This is a genomic window from Streptomyces sp. NPDC018019 (assembly GCF_044327805.1).
Taxonomy (GTDB): domain Bacteria; phylum Actinomycetota; class Actinomycetes; order Streptomycetales; family Streptomycetaceae; genus Streptomyces.
The window spans coordinates 100,496-119,452 of the sequence record NZ_JBIRGD010000002.1; the positions used below are offsets into that span (position 1 = coordinate 100,496).

Annotated in this window: 16 protein-coding genes; 10 read left to right on the forward strand and 6 right to left on the reverse strand. The window is 70.7% G+C overall.

Features of this window, described 5'->3' with window-relative positions:
• Positions 1-89 precede the first annotated feature (89 nt).
• From ACH4FX_RS03685 to ACH4FX_RS03695, 3 genes are all read left to right on the forward strand, one after another.
• Positions 90-551 (forward strand): MarR family winged helix-turn-helix transcriptional regulator, encoded by a 462-nt coding sequence (locus ACH4FX_RS03685; RefSeq protein WP_398474764.1) that lies wholly within the window; start codon positions 90-92, stop codon positions 549-551.
• Between the two features lie 75 nt (positions 552-626).
• Complete coding sequence (locus ACH4FX_RS03690) at positions 627-3,584, forward strand: FAD-binding and (Fe-S)-binding domain-containing protein (protein ID WP_398474766.1); 2,958 nt, start codon at positions 627-629, stop codon at positions 3,582-3,584.
• A 278-nt stretch (positions 3,585-3,862) separates the two neighbouring features.
• Complete coding sequence (locus ACH4FX_RS03695; RefSeq protein ID WP_398474768.1) at positions 3,863-5,338, forward strand: Gfo/Idh/MocA family protein; 1,476 nt, start codon at positions 3,863-3,865, stop codon at positions 5,336-5,338.
• A gap of 57 nt (positions 5,339-5,395) precedes the next feature.
• On the opposite strand, the gene ACH4FX_RS03700 is transcribed toward ACH4FX_RS03695, so the two are convergent.
• From ACH4FX_RS03700 to ACH4FX_RS03720, 5 genes are read right to left on the reverse strand one after another with little or no spacing between them, the layout of a single operon-like run.
• The gene (locus tag ACH4FX_RS03700; protein ID WP_398474770.1) at positions 5,396-6,094 is read right to left on the reverse strand and encodes an SDR family oxidoreductase; all 699 of its coding nucleotides are present in this window, start codon (positions 6,092-6,094) and stop codon (positions 5,396-5,398) included.
• Positions 6,076-6,546 (reverse strand): VOC family protein, encoded by a 471-nt coding sequence (locus ACH4FX_RS03705; protein ID WP_398474772.1) that lies wholly within the window; start codon positions 6,544-6,546, stop codon positions 6,076-6,078. The genes ACH4FX_RS03700 and ACH4FX_RS03705 overlap by 19 nt, the downstream gene beginning before the upstream one ends.
• On the reverse strand, positions 6,543-7,838 hold the full coding sequence (locus ACH4FX_RS03710; RefSeq protein ID WP_398474774.1) for an MFS transporter: 1,296 nt from the start codon (positions 7,836-7,838) through the stop codon (positions 6,543-6,545). The genes ACH4FX_RS03705 and ACH4FX_RS03710 overlap by 4 nt, the downstream gene beginning before the upstream one ends.
• A 29-nt stretch (positions 7,839-7,867) precedes the next feature.
• Positions 7,868-9,016: a ferritin-like protein gene (locus ACH4FX_RS03715; RefSeq protein WP_398474775.1), complete on the reverse strand. Its 1,149-nt coding sequence runs from the start codon at positions 9,014-9,016 to the stop codon at positions 7,868-7,870.
• A 20-nt stretch (positions 9,017-9,036) separates the two neighbouring features.
• Entirely contained in the window at positions 9,037-9,828 is a 792-nt protein-coding gene (locus tag ACH4FX_RS03720) for a DJ-1/PfpI family protein (protein ID WP_398474777.1), read from the reverse strand.
• A 257-nt stretch (positions 9,829-10,085) separates the two neighbouring features.
• On the opposite strand from ACH4FX_RS03720, the gene ACH4FX_RS03725 reads away from it, so the two are divergent.
• From ACH4FX_RS03725 to ACH4FX_RS03745, 5 genes are all read left to right on the forward strand, one after another.
• Positions 10,086-10,859, forward strand: a complete 774-nt coding sequence (locus ACH4FX_RS03725) for a cupin domain-containing protein (RefSeq protein ID WP_398474779.1) — start codon at positions 10,086-10,088, stop codon at positions 10,857-10,859.
• 51 nt (positions 10,860-10,910) lie between these two features.
• Positions 10,911-11,468, forward strand: coding sequence for a type 1 glutamine amidotransferase domain-containing protein (locus ACH4FX_RS03730; RefSeq protein ID WP_150244012.1), 558 nt, complete (start codon positions 10,911-10,913; stop codon positions 11,466-11,468).
• A gap of 129 nt (positions 11,469-11,597) precedes the next feature.
• The gene (locus ACH4FX_RS03735) at positions 11,598-12,329 is read left to right on the forward strand and encodes an HAD family hydrolase (RefSeq protein ID WP_398474780.1); all 732 of its coding nucleotides are present in this window, start codon (positions 11,598-11,600) and stop codon (positions 12,327-12,329) included.
• A gap of 22 nt (positions 12,330-12,351) precedes the next feature.
• Positions 12,352-13,020 carry a type 1 glutamine amidotransferase domain-containing protein gene (locus ACH4FX_RS03740; protein ID WP_398474781.1) on the forward strand — a complete coding sequence of 223 codons (669 nt, stop codon included), beginning with the start codon at positions 12,352-12,354 and terminating at the stop codon, positions 13,018-13,020.
• Positions 13,021-13,144: 124 nt separating this feature from the next.
• Positions 13,145-14,113 carry a LysR family transcriptional regulator gene (locus ACH4FX_RS03745; RefSeq protein ID WP_398474782.1) on the forward strand — a complete coding sequence of 323 codons (969 nt, stop codon included), beginning with the start codon at positions 13,145-13,147 and terminating at the stop codon, positions 14,111-14,113.
• Positions 14,114-14,222: 109 nt separating this feature from the next.
• Here ACH4FX_RS03745 and ACH4FX_RS03750 read toward each other — a convergent pair whose 3' ends face one another.
• A complete protein-coding gene (locus tag ACH4FX_RS03750; protein ID WP_398474784.1) occupies positions 14,223-14,957 on the reverse strand; it encodes a L,D-transpeptidase family protein in 735 nt (244 codons plus the stop codon).
• A 362-nt stretch (positions 14,958-15,319) separates the two neighbouring features.
• Between ACH4FX_RS03750 and ACH4FX_RS03755 the strand changes: the two genes are divergently transcribed.
• Together ACH4FX_RS03755 and ACH4FX_RS03760 are read left to right on the forward strand one after the other, a co-directional pair.
• The gene (locus ACH4FX_RS03755) at positions 15,320-17,155 is read left to right on the forward strand and encodes an ABC transporter transmembrane domain-containing protein (protein ID WP_398474786.1); all 1,836 of its coding nucleotides are present in this window, start codon (positions 15,320-15,322) and stop codon (positions 17,153-17,155) included.
• Positions 17,152-18,933 carry an ABC transporter ATP-binding protein gene (locus ACH4FX_RS03760; protein ID WP_398474788.1) on the forward strand — a complete coding sequence of 594 codons (1,782 nt, stop codon included), beginning with the start codon at positions 17,152-17,154 and terminating at the stop codon, positions 18,931-18,933. Before ACH4FX_RS03755 ends, ACH4FX_RS03760 begins: the two co-directional genes overlap by 4 nt.
• The last annotated feature ends 24 nt before the right edge of the window (positions 18,934-18,957 follow it).

Here is an 18,957-nt window from a genome sequence, read left to right on the forward strand (position 1 = left end):
TTCGGAAGGGGTACGGGGGCCGGGACCCGCCGAGCATAGTTCATTGTTACCTATACTCACAATGAGCTTGGTCCTGATACCCTCCGGCCATGTCCCTCCCCGACCCGGCCGCCACCGAACCCGACCTCGCGGAACAACTCGTACGCCTCACCCGCCGCATGCACCGCGCGCAGCAGCGGCACATGGCATCGCTCGACATCGCCCTCACCCCCGCGCAGACCCGGCTGCTGCGCATCGTGGACCACTACCACGACCAGGCGCCGCCCCGCATGGCCGATCTGGCCGCGCGCCTGGAGGTCGTCCCGAGGGCCGTCACCACGCTGGTCGACGCGCTGGAGGCGAAGGACGCGGTGCGCCGGGTGCCCGACCCCGCCAACCGCCGGGTCGTACGGATCGAACTGACCGACACCGGCCGTTCGACGCTGCGCGCGTTGCGCGGCGCGCGCCGGGCCGCCGCACGGGACATCCTGGCCCCACTGACCGCCGAAGAGCGGGACGTGCTCGGCGGCCTGTTGTCCACCCTGGTCGACGGGTCGGCGGCACGCTGCTGAAACACTGGCCCGGGTGGCCGTTCCGGACGCCGGGACGCCACCTGAGCGAGCCGAGCGGACCGGAGGTACGTCGTCATGCCCCTGCTGGAACCGAAGCCCGAGGCGCTGCGGCCGGCCGCCACCGAAGGGCCGTACCACGACCGGGTGGCCGACCGGCAGGCGTCCGGCACACCGGAACGGCTACGGGACGACCTGGTGGCGCTGCTCGGCCCGGACAAGGTGCTGCACCACGTCTCCGACCTGGTCCGGTACGCCTCCGACGCGAGCCCGTACCGCTTCGTGCCACAGGTCGTCGTGCTGGCCGAGGACGTCGACGACATCTCCGCGGTCTTCTCCTACGCGCACGGCAAGGGCCGCAACGTCGTCTTCCGGGCCGCCGGCACCTCGCTCAACGGGCAGGCGCAGGGCGAGGACATCCTCGTGGACGTGCGGCGGCACTGGGCGGGCGTCGAGGTACTGGACGACGGTGCCCGGGCCCGCATCCGGCCCGGCACCACGGTCGTACGGGCCAATGCCGCACTCGCCCGGTACGGCCGGCTGCTCGGCCCCGATCCGGCCAGCGCCATCGCCTGCACGCTCGGCGGGGTGGTGGCCAACAACGCGTCCGGCATGACGGCGGGCACCACCCGCAACTCCTACCGGACGCTCGCCTCGGTCACGCTCGTCCTGCCCTCCGGGACGATCGTGGACACCGGGGACCCGGCCGCGGACGAGGAACTGGCGCACGCCGAGCCCGCCCTGTGCGCGGGCCTGCTGGCGCTGAAGGCGGAGATCGAGGCGGACCCGGACCTGGTGGCCCGGATCCGCGCCAAGTACGAGATCAAGAACACCAACGGCTACCGGCTGGACGCGTTCCTGGACGGCGCGACACCGGCCGAGATCCTGCGCGGGCTCGCGGTGGGCTCCGAGGGCACCCTCGGCTTCATCGCGGAGACCGTCTTCGAGACGCTGCCGCTGAACCGGTACACCTCCACCGCCCTGCTGTTCTTCCCGTCGCTGAGCGCCGCGGCGGCGGCCGTACCGCTGTTCAACGAGGCGGGCGCAATCGCCGTCGAGCTGATGGACGGCAACACGCTGCGCGCCTCGGTGAGCGTGCCCGGGGTGCCCGCCGACTGGGCGGAGCTGCCGAAGACGACCACCGCGCTGCTGGTGGAATTCCGCGCGCCCGACGAAGCGGCGCGGGAGGCCCAGGAGGAGGCCGCGCGGAAGGTGCTGGCGGGGCTGGAGCTGGTCGCCCCCGTCGCGTCCGTCACCAACACGTTCACCCGCGACGCCGCGGTCATCGCCGGGTACTGGAAGGCCCGCAAGGCGTTCGTCACCGCGGTGGGCGGCTCCCGCCCCTCCGGTACGACGCTGATCACCGAGGACTTCGCCGTACCGCCGTCCCGGCTCGCCGAAGCGTGCACGGCGCTCCTCGAACTCCAGGACCGGCACGGCTTCGACGCGGCGGTGGCGGGCCACGCCGCCCACGGCAACCTGCACTTCCTGCTCGCCTTCGACGCCGCCCGGCCCGCGGACGTCGAGCGCTACGCCGCTTTCATGGACGAGTTCTGCGCCCTGACCGTCGAGCGCTTCGACGGCTCGCTGAAGGCCGAGCACGCCACCGGCCGCAACATCGCGCCGTTCCTGGAGCTGGAATGGGGGCCGCGCGCCACGGAGCTGATGTGGCGTATCAAGCAGACCGTGGACCCGCACGGCATCCTGGCCCCGCGCGTCCTGCTCGACCGCGATCCGAAGGCGCACCTGCGCGGCCTGAAGACCATCCCGCAGGTGGAGGCGGTCGCCGACCCGTGCATCGAGTGCGGTTTCTGCGAACCGACCTGCCCCAGCCAGGACCTGACCACGACGCCGCGCCAGCGCATCGTGCTGCGCCGCGAGATGATGCGCCAGACCCCGAGGTCACCGGTCACCGGCGCCCTGCTGGACGCGTACGGATACGACGCGGTGGACACCTGCGCGGGCGACTCGACCTGCAAGCTGGCGTGCCCGGTCGGCATCGACACCGGCGCGATGATGAAGGAGTTCCGGCACCGGCGCCACTCCCCCGCGGAGGAACGCGCCGCGGCGCTGACCGCCCGGCACTTCACGGCGGTGGAGCGGTCGGCGCGGCTGGCGGTGGCCGCCGCCGCGAAGATCGGCGACCGGCTCGGCGGAGAGCGCGGCGACCGGCTGCTGAAGTCCCTGACGGTCGCGGCCCGCAAGGCCGTACGGCCCGACCTCGTACCGGAATGGCTGCCGCAGATCCCCGGCGCGGCGGCCCGGAAACTGCCCGTCACCCGGCGGGTGGGAGCCAGCGCGGTCTACTACCCGGCCTGCGTCAACCGCATCTTCGGGGAACCGGACGGCTTCGACGGGCCCTCCCTTCCCGAGGCGGTCGTGGCGGTGTCCGCGCGCGCCGGAAAGCCGGTGTGGATCCCCGACGACGTCACGGGCACCTGCTGCGCCACCATCTGGCACTCCAAGGGCTACGACGAGGGCAACGCGGTGATGGCCAACCGCATCGTCGAGGCGGCCTGGGGCTGGACCGCGGGCGGACGGCTGCCGCTGGTCGTGGACGCGTCCTCGTGCACCCTGGGCATCGCCCACGAGGTCGTCCCGTACCTCACCCCGGACAACCGGGAGCTGCACGCCGAGCTGACCGTCGTCGACTCCGTGGTCTGGGCGGCCGAGGAACTGCTGCCGCACCTGGAGATCCGGCGTACGGTCGGCTCCGCCGTACTCCACCCGACGTGCTCCATGCGGCACCTGGGCGACGAGGCGCAGCTGCGCGCCGTCGCCGAGGCGTGCGCGACGGAGGTCGTCGTCCCGGACGACGCGGGCTGCTGCGCCTTCGCGGGCGACCGCGGCCTGCTGCACAAGGAACTGACCGAGGCGGCGACCGCCAAGGAGGCGGCCGAGGTGACGTCCCGTCACTTCGACGCGCACCTGTCGGCGAACCGGATGTGCGAGGTGGGAATGGACCACGCGACCGGCGGGCGGGGCTACCACTCGGCCCTGATCGCCCTGGAGAAGGCGACGCGGGTGGGGGTTTGAGGGAGAGACGGACGTGCCGTACGGCTCCTCAGCCCGTGACGTAACCGGCGGCAGCCACGTACTGCGCGGCGTCCACGCGTAAGCCGTCCCCACCCGGCACCCGCAGGTCGCCGACGCGTCCGGCGGTCGTGGTGCGCGCCGGTCGCTGCCGGTGCCGAGGCCGCCCACCCGGGAAATCCGTCCGAACGGCCCTCTTGTGCCTCGTACCGCTCAACCGTCAAGGTCCTTTCCGAGGTTCACGCTTCCGCCACGCACCATCCGTTCCTTTTGGAGGACCGATGCACGAGGCACCATCGCAGCGCCACGAGCCCCACGAGCACGACGGTCACGAGGACGGCGCCGGTCACGACGGACCGAGACCCACCAGGCGCTCCGTCCTGTGGACCGCCGGAGCGGCGGGGGCGGGCCTGGGGATCGGCGGACTGGGCGCGGGCAGCGCCGCGGCGGCCGATGCCGGCCGGTCGGCGGCGGAAGCGGCGGCGGCCGGGGCGGCGGCTCCCCGACGCCGGTACAAGACCATGATCGGCGTACCGTTCGAGCGGCGCAGCACCGTACGGGTCGGCATCATCGGCCTGGGCAACCGCGGCATGGGCATGCTGCCCCTCTTCCTCGCCATCCCGGGCGTACGGGTCGTGGCGGTCTGCGACCCGGTCAAGGACAAGGCGGCCAAGGCCGTTCAGCTGGTCACCGGCGCCGGGCAGCCGGCACCGGCCGTCTACAGCAAGGGCGAACACGACTTCGAGAACCTGTGCAAGCGCGGCGACCTCGACTTCGTCTACATCGCCACACCGTGGGACTGGCACTTCGAGATGGCCAGGGCCGTGCTCCTCAACGGCAAGCACGCCGGCGTGGAGTGTCCCCTCGCCATGCGCATGGACCACCTCTGGGAGCTGGTGGACCTCTCCGAGCGCACCCGCCGGCACTGCATGCAGGTGGAGAACTGCTGTTACGGCCGTAACGAGATGCGCGTCCTGCGGATGGCGCACGCGGGCCGCTTCGGCAAACTGCTGCACGCCGCGGGCGCGTACAACCACGATCTGCGCCAGCTGATGTTCGACCCGGACTACTACGAGGGCCCGTGGCGGCGGCTGTGGCACACCCGGCTGCGCGGCGACCTCTACCCGACCCACGGCTTCGGGCCGATCGCCAACTACATGGACGTCAACCGCGGCGACCGGGTCCTGCGCATCTCCAGCTTCGGCACGCCCGCGCTGGGACTCGCCGAGTACCGCGCGGCGCACATGCCGCCGGGCGACCCGAGCTGGAAGGAGTCGTACATCGAGAGCGACCGCACCTTCAGCCTCATCCAGACCGCCAGGGGCCGGGTGCTGCGGCTGGAGCACGACGTGTCCACGCCGCACCCCTACAGCCGCATCAACAGCCTCGGCGGCACCAAGGGCGTCTTCGAGGACTACCCGGAGCGGATCTACATCGAGCCCGACCACACCGACGACCAGTGGGGCGACTTCAGCAAGTACGCGGAGTGGGACCACTGGCTGTGGAAGGAGCACGCCAACCCGCCCGGCGGCCACGGCGGCATGGACTACATCATGCTGTTCCGGCTCATGCAGTGCTTCCAGCTCGGGCTGGTACCGGACTTCGACGTCTACGACGCGGCGGTGTGGAGCGCGCCGGTGCCGCTGAGCCACGCCTCGATCAAGGCGAAGGGCGAGCCGCAGGAGATACCGGACTTCACCCGCGGACTGTGGCACAAGCCCCGCCCGGGGGTGGACTCTCCCAGGCCGAAGGGGTAGCGGCGCCGGGGCCGGGCGGGCCTGATGCCGCGCCCGGCCCCCGGGCCGGTCCCGGCACTAGTTGATCTGGCCGATGGGGCGCATCTGGATGTGGTTGATGTCCATTCCCTCCGGCTGGTCCAGGGCGAACAGGACGCAGTCGGCGATCTGCCCGGCAGTCATGACCGGTGCGTTGGGACGTCCGCCGCGGTTCTCCCAGAAGGGGGTGTCGACCATGCCCGGCGCCACCAGGGTGACGCCCACTCCGTCGGGGGTGGCCATGAGCCGGGTGTTCTCCGCGAGGGCGTGCACGGCCCACTTGGTGACCGAGTAGAGGTTGCCGGGCGTGTTCTTCACGCCGGCCACCGAACCGACCAGAACCAGCCGCCCCTTGGTGTCCTTCAGATGCGGCAGGGCGGCCTGGACGACGAGCGCGGGCCCGAGGACGTTCGTGAGGATCATCGAACGCATCGCCTCGGGCACGTGGTCGGCGAGCGTGCCCGGGAGGGAGAATCCGGCGCTGACGACGACGTTGTCCAGCTGCCCCCAGGACTGCACGGTCAGGTCGACGGCCCGGCGCACGTGCTCGGCGTCGGCGGTGTCCCCGGGCAGCGTCATGAGCTGGTCCTTCGCCGCGCCGGTACTGTCGGCGAACTCCGCCAGCCGTTCGGCGCGGCGGGCCGTGACGGCCACCCGGTGTCCCCGCTCGAGGAGCCGGCGCGCGGTTTCGGCCCCGATTCCGGTGGAGCCGCCGGTGATCAGCGTGACGGGTTCCATGGGTATGCCTCCTCGTTGATGGCGGGCATCGGGTCTCCGCCGGGGTTCCAGGTGTCGATGAAGACGGGCTGGCGGCCGAGTCCGACCAGTTCGACGTGCCCGCCGAGACTGTCGAGGCGGTGGTAGGCGAACGGCCGCCCGAAGGGGCAGCCACTGAACGTCTGCGGAAAGCCGGCCGCGGAGAGCCTGTCCGTACCGGACGTGAAGTCGGAGGTCCACCACCCCAGGTGGTGGAATCCGGGCCTGCTCGTATCACCCCAGGGGCCGCCGGGCGGGGCCTCGATCAGCTCGATGTACGGCGCCCCGCCGGCGGTGAACACGATTCGGTAGTCCCACTCACCGATCGATGCCTCGACCGGCTCACTCCACTGGACGGCTGCCGCCGTGGTCAGGTCCCGCATCGCCGCCTCCAGATGCGGGACGGTGAAACAGACGTGGTAGAAGTCGCTCACGCCACATTCTCCCGCTCGGTTTCCGGCTGCGCCGCGTGTGCCGTGACCGGTGCGGGGAAGGCGTTGCGGCGCGCGCCCACCGCGATGGCGGCCGCCAGCACGAAGACGGCGCACGAGATCCACGGCAGGACGGCCACACCGCCGAAGCCCAGAGCGACACCGCCGGTGACGGAGCCGATGGACATGCCCGCGTTCAGCACGGTGACGATCATCGACTGGGCGACATCGGCAGCCGGTCCGGCGGCGCGGGCGGACGCGGCCTGGAACATGGTCGGGGCGAGACCGAGGGCCGATCCCCAGCCGAACATCACGACGACGACCGGCCACGCCTCGGTTCCGAGCAGCCCGAACAGGGCCATACAGGCGGCGAACAGGCCGAGCGTACCGATGACGACGGCACGGAGGTTTCTGTCGATGAACGCTCCGGCGGCGAACAGCCCGGCCATGGCGGCGACGCCGAACGCGAGCAGAACCGGGCTCACCGCGTCCCCGAGACCGGCGCGCCGCAGGTAGGGGTCGACATAGGTGTAGAGGTTCATGTGGCCGATCTCGAACAGCAGGGCAGAGGCCAGGATGGCCACCAGGCCCGGCAGTAGGAAGACGCGGCGCAGCGGCATGCGGGTGGCGGCCTCCTCGCCCGGGAAGGGGCGCACGGTGGTGAGGATCCACAGGGCGACGAGGAGGGCGAGTCCGCCCATGACGGCGAAGGTGTAGCGCCAGCCGAGAAGATCTCCGGCGTACGTTCCCACGGGGACGCCGAAGGCCAGGGCGGTGGGCACGCCGGCCATGGAGACGGCCAGGGCCCGGCCCTTGACCGGCTCGTCGACCAGCCGCATGGCGTATCCGGCGATCATGGCCCACTGGACCCCCGCCCCCATACCGGCGACGAGCCGGGTGGCCATGGTCAGCGCGTAGGAGTCGGATACGGCGGTGAGGATGTTGACCAGTGCCACGACGGCGACAGTGGCCACGAGCAGGGGCCGCCGGGGCAGACCGCGCGTGAGCGAGGTCAGGGGTATGGCGGCGATGACGGACCCGGCAGCGTAGACGGTCAGGAGCTGACCGGCCTGGGCCTCGGAGACATCGAGTCCGCGACCGACATCACCCAGGAGACCGGCAGGGACGGTTTCGGTCAGCATGGTCAGGAACCCGGCAGTGGCCAGGGCCAGCAGACCACCTAATGGAAAGGTGCCACGTGTACGTGTCACGACGGTGACGTTCCCCCTTGTTGAACAGTGTCTGGTGGGCCCCGCGCGGCGCGGAAGTACGGCAGGGCCGTCCGGTGGCCTCACGGCCGAAGCCGCCAGGAGACCCTAGGGGATCAGCGGACGCCGTTGTTGTTGATGAAGCGGGGTCCGTAGAAAACCGGCCGACTCAGCTCGGTGTACCGCGCAAGCGCTTTGTACTGACGCGGGTAAAGCTCTTCGAGGCGGCCGATGACCTGCGCGGGCACCCGGTGGCGCATGATGGTGAAACACGACCTCACCCGCATCTGGTCCATCTGCGTCACCGCTGCCCCCAGGGAGGGCCACCAGGTTTCCGCCGGGCCGTTCCACGCGCGGTCGAGACAGGCCATCATTTCGGTGTAGGCGTCGTCGAACCTTGCCAGTTCCTTACGGACCTCCGCCGCGTCCGGGTCTTCGGCCAGTACGGCCGCATAGCCGTCGGAGGGGACCGCGAGGGTATTGATGACCACCGGCCACACGATCTCTTCACCCTGGAAGAAGGCGGCCTCGTTCTCCCGCGTGATCCCGATGCCCTCTTCGGGAGCGAGATAACGCCGGCCGTACCGCAGTTCGGCGAAGCGGGCGTAGTGGGACCCCTCCCGCTGGAAGTCCTCACCGGCTTCCACTGTTCCGGTTCCCCGGCCCTCGCCTTGTTCGGTGATGAGATCGAGCCCGGCGTGGAACTTCTCCACGGGATCGGCGCCCTCGGCCGGCTCGAAGGTGAGGTAGCCGAGATTGCCACCGATCTGATTGGCCGGCCCGCCTTGTTCGACGGCACGCCGCAGGGCGTCCTTGTGGTTGTCGATCGCCTCGCGGATCGCGTCGTAAAAGGCGCCGATGGTCGGGTAGACCGCAGCGCGCTGCCGGGAGTCGAGCAGATAGTCCGGCGCCTCCAGACGCATGAAGTTCTCCAGCGAACGCGGGGAGAGCTGCGCGAGGATGACCGGCAGGTCGGGTGCCACGCCGCCGGGAAGACCGCGGGTGGCGTAGGCCGGGTCCAGGGTGGCGATGCGCGGTGTGCCGCCTAGGGCGGCAACCATGTTGGCGGCGATGGCCATGTGGACCATCTCTTCCATCAGCACCGAGCGAATGGTGTTGTAGGAGGGGTAGTTCTGTACCTCCAGGGAATACATGGCCGCGCAGTACAGCGGCATGGTGGAGTGCTCCAGCGCCACAGCGGTCTGGAGGGCTCCGCGAATCCAGCTGATGTCGCGCAGGAAGACGGGCGTCACCTGGGCAGCCACGGGAGCGGTATCCCTTCCGGTCACAGCTCGTCGTCGGTCCTGGCCGGGTACAGCATCGGTTCGAAGAGGTTCTGGAACGCCTCCTCCAGCTCCGGGTGGTGGTAGAACTCCGGGCCGGTCTCCTCGAAAATCGCGTCCCCGATGCCGCCGTAGGTGTCGAACATCATCGAGACGATGGTGCCGACCTCCCGGCCGAAATAGTGGGCGACCAGGGCGACCGCGCCGCCGTTGATGCCGTAGGAGCCGGTGAAGGTCCAGATGCGGGAGACCGGATCGCCGTACCACATGCGCCGGTTCTCCGGCACGTTGAAGCCCTCGTTGCGCATACCGCGGGCGATGGCGGCGACGGAGGTGAGGACCTCTCCGTTGATGATGCCGGAGCGGGTCAGCGCCCCTACGCCCGAGCAGTTGGCGGCGATCACCTTGCCGGCCTCGTGATGGCGCCGAATGGCCTTCTGGACGCGCTCGTCGGACAGCAGCGCGGCCGAGCCGACGCCGCCGGGGATATAGAAGATGTCGAACAGGTCGTCCTCCGAGAGGACGCCGTCGGGAACGACGTTGGTGCCCATCTGCATTTTGATCACGCCGGGTTCCAGGGCGATCAGACGCACGCTCAGGTCCCGGGGAGCCGCTTCCCGCTGCCAGGGGGCGATGGAACCGTTGAGGACCATCGCGGTGCCCTTGAATATCTCGGTGGGGGTGAGGCAGTCCTGTTCGGAGACCGATTCGTATCCCAGGACACCGATGGAGTCGATCTGAGTGGTGCGGGTTCCCGGCGTCCGGGCCTCCGGAGCGGTCCGGCGTTCGCGCATGGGAGTGGGCGCATTCACAGTGTGCTTTCCCTTCCTCGAAGGAAACGGCCTGTGCCCCTGCCGGGGCCTGCCGACGACCTTCACACCCCCTGACCAACGGAATCAAATAACCAGTCGGACAGGGGGCATCAGGGAAGCTTCGGGGTCAAGGGGCGTTATGGGGGGCTGGTGTGCCGTCTATTTGGCTCTTCCCCGGCTGATCCCTAGGTTCGTTGACGGCCGGGGGACGCGGCCGACAACCAACGGGGAGCATGCTCATGTCCGAGTTGACGCACCGCCCAATGGCGGCCCAGATCCACGAACGCATCACCCGGATAGATCCGGGTCCGCGTGACTTCTCCGCACTCAGCGAGGTCGTCCGCAAGGGAAGCCGTATCGGCAACGAACGCCTCGACGGTGACGACCATCTCAACGAAGTGATCCCCAAACCCTGGGGCATGGAGTTCCGGATCTACGTGGACGACTTCATCGACGTGTGGAATCTGAAAATCGACGAGGATCAGGCCACCTCGATGCATGTCCACCCGCGCAAGCTCACCTACCTGCTCTGCCTGGCCGGACAGGGGGTCACCGACACCCTCACCGCCCAGTACCCGGTAGGTGCCGGATCGATCCTGCGGATCGGGGGCGGCGCCTTCCACTCCACCCGCAGCCTGGGCCCCGGCCCGCTGTGGCTGGCCGAACTCGAAGCCCCCCGCAACAAGTTCGACCTGATCCGGCTGCGCGACCACTACAGCCGGGAGAACACCGCGTACGAGACCGACCACGCCGACGTGCCCGAACTCCCGGCCAAGCCGGTCTCCTACCTGCCCCAGGCCCGACTGCGCGAGCGGTCCCCCGACGGCGAGTTCGCCTTCTCCATCCGCGCCGGCGCCGACATCTTCTACCGCCGCCGGGCAGCGGACCTCTTCCACGTACCGCTGGGCCTGACCGGCGTGGTCACCGGTGAGATCGACGTTCTCGCCCCCGCCAGGGCAGACGACCGGCGCCCGGCGCTGGATCAGTACTACCTCTCCCTCGCCCTCGCCTGACCCGGCACCACGCACACCGATACCTTTCGCACCGACTCCAGGAGGACACCCATGCCCCACGCGGTGATCGTCACCGGGCCCGGATTCCAGGACCACGACGTCGTCTACACCTACTACCGGTTCATCGAAGAGGGCTGGCACGTCGATGTCGCCACCAAGAACGGCGCCGATGTCATCGGCAAGTACGGCGTCCCGCTGCCGATGGACAAGACCGCCAAGCCGCTGGTCGCCTTCGACCGGCTCGATGCCGACACCTACGACGCGGTCATCCTGACCGGTGGCCACGAGGCCCCCGACCGGGTCCGCCAGGACCCCCACGTCCTGGCATTCGTGCGCGCCATGGACGCCGCCGAGAAGGTCGTCGCCGGCCTGTGTCACGGCCCCTGGATCATGGTCTCCGCCGGAGTTCTCAAGGGACGTACCGCCTGCGCCTACATCGGCCTCCGCGACGACGTGATCAATGCGGGCGCGAACGTGGTCGATTCCGATGTGATCGTGGACGGCCACATCATCACCTGCTCCTACTACGCCTACGTGGGCCGGTTCATGCGGGAGGTCTTCGCCACCGTCGGCGCGAAGCACCCGGACCGGGCCCGGACGGCGAGCTGACCCCTATCCGTCCGCGCATCTTCGGACCGGCAGGACGCCGCCCTGATGCGTGCGGGGCGCCGCCGGAGGCTTCCCCCGGCCGGCGAGCCGGCGCCCCGCACAGCCGACGATCCTGGAGGTGAACCACCTTTGCTGGTACTCGACTTCGACGGCGTCATCGCCGACGCGTTCCTCGAATGCGCCCTGGTCACCTACTACGCCGAGCACGATCCCGAGCAGCTGGCCGCCCGACCGGTCCGGGACCTGGCCGACGCGCTGCCCAAGAGCTTCCTGGTCCGCTTCCGCACCGTACGGAAGTACGCACGGCTGCTGGAAGACTTCATGGCGGCCCGCGATCCGGCCGCCGAGGCCATCCGCAGCACGGCCGACCACGAAGCGTTGCTGGCCCGCCTGTCGCCCAAGAAGCTCGCCGCCCTCGCCTCGGGGGCGAGCGCCGTCCGGGCCGCGCTGCGTACGGCGCAGCCAGGCCCCTGGCTGGACATGCACACCCTCTACCCAGGCGTACACGAGCTGCTGCACCGGCATCGTGGACGCGGCACGTCGATCGTCACCGCGAAGGACGCCGCCTCCGTGTGGGAGATCCTGGCCCACCACCGGTTGGAGAACACCGTGGTCGAAGTGGTCGGTGACTGCTCCGACAAGCGCTCGGCCGTCCTCGCCCTGGCAGCCGCCGACGGCCTGCCGAACGACGCGGTGACCTTCGTCGACGATCACATCACCAACGCGCTCGCGGTACGCGACACCGGCGCCCGCTCCCTGTGGGCCTGGTGGGGCTATCACACCGACGAGCACATCGAACGCGCCGTCGCCCGCGGGCAACGACGCATCTACTTGCCCGAACTGGCCGCTCTCACAGCCTGATCCACGAAGAAAGGACACCGTCATGCCGAAGGTTCTCTTCGCCCTGACCTCCCACGACCGGCTCGGCGACACCGGCCGGCGCACCGGCTTCTATGTGCCCGAGATCGCCCACCCCGCCGAGGTGTTCACCGCGGCCGGGTGGGACGTGGGCGTGGTATCCGTCAAGGGCGGTGAAGCCCCCCGGGACGGTGTCAAGGAGGGCGACACCGTCTCCGCCGCGTTCCTCGCCGCCTACGCCGACGAGCTGAAGAACACCCCCTCCGCCGACCAGCTCGATCCGGCCGACTACGACGTGATCTACTTCGTCGGCGGCCACGGCACCATGTGGGACTTCCCCGGCGCCACCGATCTCGCCGCACTGGCCTCCGCGATCTACTCGCGCGGCGGTGTGGTCGCGGCCGTCTGCCACGGCCCGGCCGGCCTGCTCTCGGCCGATCTGGACGACGGCAGCCCGATCGTGCAGGGCAAGCAGGTCGCCGCCTTCACGAACGAGGAGGAAGCCGCCGTGGGCCTCGACGACGTGGTCCCGTTCGCGCTGGAGACCGCACTGATCGAGAAGGGCGCGAAGATCACCAAGGTGGAGAATTTCGCCGCGCACGCGGTCGCCGACGGCCGTTTGGTGACCGGCCAGAATCCGGCCTCGGCCACCAGGGTCGCCGAACTGGCCATTCTCCAGGCCACCCCGGCCTGACCTGCTTTTCTTCGGAGGGTGACCGGCGGGCGAAAAGGTTGAATTCCGGATGTGGGGAGGGGCGCGATGCGCCCGCCGGCGCTTGACAGAATCATCTACGTGGCACAATGACCAGGGGGACGGTATGGATTACGCTGAACGGCGCGCAGCCTTCCCCGCCGGCAACGGGGGGCCGGACGACATGCAACTGGGTTGGTTACAAACCTTCATAGCCGTTTACCACACCGGATCATTCACCAAGGCGGCGCGGCTTCTGGGTATCACGCAGCCGGCTGTCACCCAGCACATCAGAGGTCTGGAAGCGGATCTCGGGAAGCCGCTGTTCGACCGGACTCCGCAGGGAGCCGAACCCACGGTCGAAGGCAAAGCCCTGGCGCACGACATCGAAACCCCCATCACCCAGATCAACGCGGCCGTCGACCGGTATCTGGACCAGACGTCGAGCAACCGCCCCGTGCATATCGGCGGGCCCGCGGAGCTGGTCACCGCCCGCGTGCTTCCCTCGATCAGCCCGCTCATCGCCTCCGGCATCGACGTACGCATCAGCCTCGGAGAATCGCCCGAACTGCTCGCCGCCCTGAAGAACGGTCAGCTGGACATCGCCATCTCCACCATCCAGCCCCGCTGCCGCGGTGTCGAGGGCCTGCCGCTGACCGACGAAGAGTTCGCTCTCGTGGCCTCGCCCCGCATCGCCGACAGCCTGCCTGCGGGACTGGCCGCCGCGGATTTCACCCGGGCGCTGGAGAAGGTCCCGCTGATCGCCTATGCCGATACCGTGCCGATCATACGCCGCTATTGGCGGACGGTATTCGAGATTCCGCCACCGGCCCACCCTGCCGTTGTCGTACCCGACCTGCGTGCCGTCGTCGCCGCCGTCGTGGCGGACGCCGGTTTCTCCGTTGTCCCCACCTATCTGTGCGCCCGTGAACTGACGGGCGGGCAACTGGTGACGCTGCTGGACCCGGAGGTACCGCCGATCAATACGTTCTATCTCGCGACGCGTTCCGGCTCGCAGTACGACGCCCGCCTGTCCAGGCTCTACGACCTTCTGGCGGAAGAGGGGCGTCAATGGAAGATGACGGCCCAGGAATAGTACCCGACGGCAAGTGATGTCACGCCCTGCACGTTCTGATTCCGGCATGACGCAGTGCCGGAGGCAGGGCCTTCCCGCGGTCTCCGAGGCGAGAACGTACAGCGGTCGTTCAGGCCGCGAGGTGCGCCGTGTCGCCCATGACCACGACAGGGTGCTGCCGCGGGTCGAGGGTGCGCAGCAGCGCGACCATGCCCGCCTTGGAAATGCTCACGCAGCCGGATGTGCCGCTGCCGTGGTCGAGGTGGAGCCAGATGCCGCCGCCCTTCTTCCGGCCCTGCGGCCGGGTCGGGTCCAGGGGCGAGGTGCCCTGGACGCGGTTGTAGTCGATGGCGATGACGTGGTCGAAATCGTGCCGGGTCTTCTTCTCCCAGTACGGGGGCGGGGTGAAGGCCGCCGAATGGGTGTACGGCAGCTTCGCGCCCGGGTCGGGCAGTACGCCGCCCGCGTCGGAGAGGCCGAAGACGCCGACCGGGCTGCGCAGGTCGTCCTCATGGTGGTCGTTGGTCCAGCCCTTCCTGCCGTTGTGCGCGGGCCAGTCGGCCGTACGCTGCCACCCCTTGGCCGTCTTCTCGTACAGGGCCAGCGTGGCGTCGGGCGAGTCGGCGCCCTCGCCGCGAACGGCGACGACCTGCCGTGTGTCGGCGGGGATGCGCGCGCGGAGCTGCGCACCCACGCCCGGGATGGTTCTGGAGTACTTGGCTGCCTCGGCGGTGCGCCTGGCGCCGCCCTTGCCCTCGTCGTTCGTCGATCCGCCGCTCGTGCCGCAGCCCGCCAGCAGGGTCAGCCCCACTGCCGCCACCGCAGCCCTTCGTACCATGCAGCCCGCAGTTCGCATGGCTCCCATGGTCGCATCCGGGCGGCGCGTACGGGCCCGGCACGCGGAGCCCGTTGGGGGCGTCCGCGCGGAAAACCTGTTGAACCGGGGCGCCGTGACGCGCCAGTCTTCCATGGCCCTTGCACGGCCGTGCCCCTCCTCCCTTCCGCGCGCGCCGGCCGCAGCTCACCAGGACGCAGCACGGCACCTCATCACGACGCAGCACCCCATACAACGCAGCACCACCACGCGACGCAGCACCACCACGACGTAACACCTCACCACGACGCGGACGGACCGGCCGCCGCTCTTCCGCACCGGCCGTCGCCCGCAGGTTCGAACGCCGAACACCCGACGTCAACGCCGCACTCCGACCCTGAACTTTGGACATCATGCACATTCGCGACCTTCCTCATGACGACCCAGGGGTCCCGGACGTCCGCTCCGGTGGCCGATTGCTCCTGTGGCTCTACCGGCAGCAGCTCGGCGGACAGTCCAAGGCCCTGTGCTGGGGGCTGGTGCACACCGGTGGTGTGGCCTCCTTCCCCGTTCCGGTCGGGATCGCGGTGCAGGCCGTCGTGGACCGTTCCGGCTCCCGGCTGCTGCTCGCGGGCGGCCTGTTGCTGCTGCTCGGCACCCTGGTGGCGGTCGGTGACGTGATGCTGCACCGCGCCGCGATCACCAACTGGATCACGTCCGTCGCACGTATCCAGCAACTGCTGGCGCGCAAGACCACGGAGCTGGGCGCCGCCATGACCCGGCGGGTCGCCGCCGGGGAAGTGGTGGCGGTCTCCACGGGCGACCTGGAGAAGATCGGCTGGTTCGTCGAGGCGGTGTCCCGGTTCGGTGCCGCGGCGCTGACCTCCGTCGGCGTCTGTGCGGCCCTGGTGATCTACCAGCCCGCGCTGGGCGTGGTGGTGGCCATCGGCGTGCCCGTACTGGCGCTGGCCGTCCTGCCGTTGCTGCCGCCCGCGGCCCGCCGCGCCGACGAGCAGCGCGAGAAGGCGGGCCGGGCGACCGAGCTGGCCTCCGACACCGTCGCCGGTCTGCGTGTCCTGCGTGGCATCGGCGGCGAGGAACTCTTCCTCGGCCGCTACCGGCGCGCCTCCCAGGACGTCCGCCGGGCCGCCGTGCGCAGCGCCCGTATGTGGGCCTCGATCTCCGCCGTCCAGGTCGTCCTCCCGGGCCTGCTGCTGATCGCGGTGGTCTGGTACGGCACCGGGCTCGCCCTGGACGGCCGGGTCGGGGTCGGCGAACTGGTCACCGTCTACAGCGCGGTCACCTTCCTGCTGTATCCGCTGCGGCACTTCGAAGAGATCGCGATGGCCTATTCCTTCGCCAGTCCGTCGGCCAAGCGCGCCGCCCGCGTACTGGCGTTGCGCCGGTCCGCCGAAGGGCGGATCGCCGCGCCCGGGACGCTCGGCGGCGACCTGTTCGACCCGGTGAGCGGCGTACGTGCACCGGCCGGGCGGCTGACCGCCGTGGTGTGCGGCGACCCGGACGCGGCCGGGCGGCTCGCCGACCGGCTCGGCGGCCACCCCGCCGACGCGCCCGAGGGCACGCCGTCGGTCCTGCTGGGCGGCACCGCGCTGGACGACGTGCCGCGCGAGGCCGCCCGCACCGCCGTACTCGTCCAGGACAAGGACCCGGTCCTGCTCTCCGGGACGCTCGGCGAGTTGCTGGACATCCCGGCGTCCGGGGCCGTACGGGCCGAGGAGGCGCTGGCGGCGGCGCAGTGCGGCGATGTGCTGGCCGCGCTGGCGCAGGGCTCGGCCGACGACTCCGGCGACCCGATGCGCAGCCACATCACCGAGCGCGGCCGGTCCCTGTCCGGCGGGCAGCGGCAGCGGCTGGCGCTGGCCAGGTCGCTGGTCGCGGACCCCGAGGTGCTGGTCCTGGACGAGCCGACCAGCGCCGTCGACTCGCACACCGAGGCCCGGATCGCGGACGGGTTGCGGACGCTGCGCGCGGGCCGTACGACGGTGGTGCTGACCTCCAGCCCGCTGCTCCTGGACCGCGCCGACCACGTGGTCCTCCTCGACGAGGGCCGGGTGGCGGGCACCGGCACCCACCGCGAACTCCTGCGTACGCACGCCGCGTACCGCGCCGTGGTCACCCGCGAGACCGACGAGGACGACGGGCCGGAGGCCGCCTCCCCGGCGGGCCGGGCCGCGTCCGGCGGGCACTTCGCCCGTACCGGCACCGACCAGATCGAGGAGACCGCATGATCGGCCTGGCGCCACCGGAGCACGATCCGGACGCCCCGCGGACGGCCACCACCCTGCCGGTCGGCTCGCCCGCGACCGTACGCGCCTACGTGGGCGGGCTGGTCCGCCGGCACCGCCGGGCCTTCGCCCTGCTGGTGACCGTCAACGCGGTGGCCGTCCTGGCCTCCATGGCCGGTCCCTTCCTGCTCGGCGGCGTGGTGGAGGACCTGGGCAACGGCGTCCGCGACCTGCGTCTGGAGTGGACGGTCGGGCTGTTCGTCGGCGCGCTGGCCGTCCAGACCGCCTTCGTGCGCCTGGTGCGGCTGCGCGGCGCGATGCTCGGCGAACAGATGCTGGCGGACCTGCGCGAGGACTTCCTCGTACGGTCCGTCGCTCTGCCGCCGAGCGTGCTGGAGCGGGCCGGGACCGGCGATCTGCTGTCCCGCATCACCACGGACATCGACCGGCTGGCGGAGGCGATGCGCGAGGCCGTGCCGCAGCTGTCGATCGGCGTGGTCTGGATCGCGCTGCTCATCGGCGGCATGACCGTCACCGCGCCGCCGCTGGCCCTGTCCGTGCTCGTCGGGCTGCCCGTACTGCTCATCGGCGCGCGCTGGTACTTCAAGCGGGCCCCGCACGCCTACCGCTCGGAGGCGGCCGGGTACGCCGCGGTCGCCGCCGCGCTGACCGAGTCGGTGGACGCGGGACGCACCATCGAGGCGCACCGGCTGGGCGGGCGCCGCGTCCGGCTGTCCGAACGCCGCATCCGGGAATGGACCCAGTGGGAGCGCTACACCCTCTATCTGCGCTCGGTGCTCTTCCCGGTCGTCAATGTGACGCACGTGCTGATCCTGGGCTCGGTGCTGCTGCTCGGCGGCCTGTTCGTGCTGCGCGGCTGGCTCACGCCCGGCCAGCTGACGACCGGGGCGCTGCTCGCGCAGATGATGAGCGAACCCGTGTCGATCATCCTCCGCTGGTACGACGAGCTGCAGGTGGCCCAGGTCTCCATCGCGCGGCTGGTGGGCGTACGGGAGATCGAGCCGGACGCCGCCGACGAGCGCGCCGAGCCGGTGGGCCGGGACGTACGGGCCGACGACGTGCGCTTCGGTTACCGGGCGGGCGTCGATGTGCTGCACGAGGTCTCGCTGCGAGTACGGCCCGGCACACGCATGGCGCTGGTCGGACCGTCCGGGGCGGGCAAGTCGACGCTCGGACGGCTGCTCGCCGGGATCTACGCGCCGCGCACCGGCGAGATCACACTCGGCGGCGCGGAGCTGTCCCGGATGCCCGCGGAGCGGGTGCGCGCGCACGTCGCGCTGGTCAACCAGGAGCACCACGTCTTCGTGGGCTCGCTGCGCGACAACCTGCTGCTGGCCCGTACGGACGCGCAGGACGCGGAACTGTGGGCCGCGCTCGGCGCGGTGGACGCGGACGACTGGGCACGGGCGCTGGAGTCGGGCCTGGACACCGAGGTCGGCTCCGGCGGCCACGCCCTCACCCCGGCCCAGGCCCAGCAGATCGCGCTGGCCCGGCTGGTACTGGCCGACCCGCACACCCTCGTCCTGGACGAGGCGACCTCGCTGCTGGACCCCCGCGCGGCCCGGCACCTGGAACGCTCGCTGGGCCGGGTGCTGGACGGCCGTACGGTCGTGGCCATCGCCCACCGGCTGCACACGGCGCACGACGCGGACGTGATCGCGGTGGTCGAGGACGGCCGGATCAGCGAACTCGGCAGTCACCACGAACTGGTCGCGGCGGACGGGGCGTATGCGGCGCTGTGGCGGTCCTGGCACGGGTGAACGGGGCGCCCCCGCCCGGGTCGG

What these genes read in the sequence shown, in the direction of transcription:
- ACH4FX_RS03685 (WP_398474764.1), top strand. Translation starts at nt 90, where the DNA reads ATGTCCCTCCCCGACCCGGCCGCCACCGAACCCGACCTCGCGGAACAA.
- ACH4FX_RS03690 (WP_398474766.1), top strand. Translation starts at nt 627, where the DNA reads ATGCCCCTGCTGGAACCGAAGCCCGAGGCGCTGCGGCCGGCCGCCACC.
- ACH4FX_RS03695 (WP_398474768.1), top strand. Translation starts at nt 3,863, where the DNA reads ATGCACGAGGCACCATCGCAGCGCCACGAGCCCCACGAGCACGACGGT.
- ACH4FX_RS03700 (WP_398474770.1), bottom strand. Translation starts at nt 6,094, where the DNA reads ATGGAACCCGTCACGCTGATCACCGGCGGCTCCACCGGAATCGGGGCC.
- ACH4FX_RS03720 (WP_398474777.1), bottom strand. Translation starts at nt 9,828, where the DNA reads ATGCGCGAACGCCGGACCGCTCCGGAGGCCCGGACGCCGGGAACCCGC.
- ACH4FX_RS03725 (WP_398474779.1), top strand. Translation starts at nt 10,086, where the DNA reads ATGTCCGAGTTGACGCACCGCCCAATGGCGGCCCAGATCCACGAACGC.
- ACH4FX_RS03730 (WP_150244012.1), top strand. Translation starts at nt 10,911, where the DNA reads ATGCCCCACGCGGTGATCGTCACCGGGCCCGGATTCCAGGACCACGAC.
- ACH4FX_RS03740 (WP_398474781.1), top strand. Translation starts at nt 12,352, where the DNA reads ATGCCGAAGGTTCTCTTCGCCCTGACCTCCCACGACCGGCTCGGCGAC.
- ACH4FX_RS03745 (WP_398474782.1), top strand. Translation starts at nt 13,145, where the DNA reads ATGGATTACGCTGAACGGCGCGCAGCCTTCCCCGCCGGCAACGGGGGG.
- ACH4FX_RS03750 (WP_398474784.1), bottom strand. Translation starts at nt 14,957, where the DNA reads ATGGGAGCCATGCGAACTGCGGGCTGCATGGTACGAAGGGCTGCGGTG.
- ACH4FX_RS03755 (WP_398474786.1), top strand. Translation starts at nt 15,320, where the DNA reads ATGCACATTCGCGACCTTCCTCATGACGACCCAGGGGTCCCGGACGTC.
- ACH4FX_RS03760 (WP_398474788.1), top strand. Translation starts at nt 17,152, where the DNA reads ATGATCGGCCTGGCGCCACCGGAGCACGATCCGGACGCCCCGCGGACG.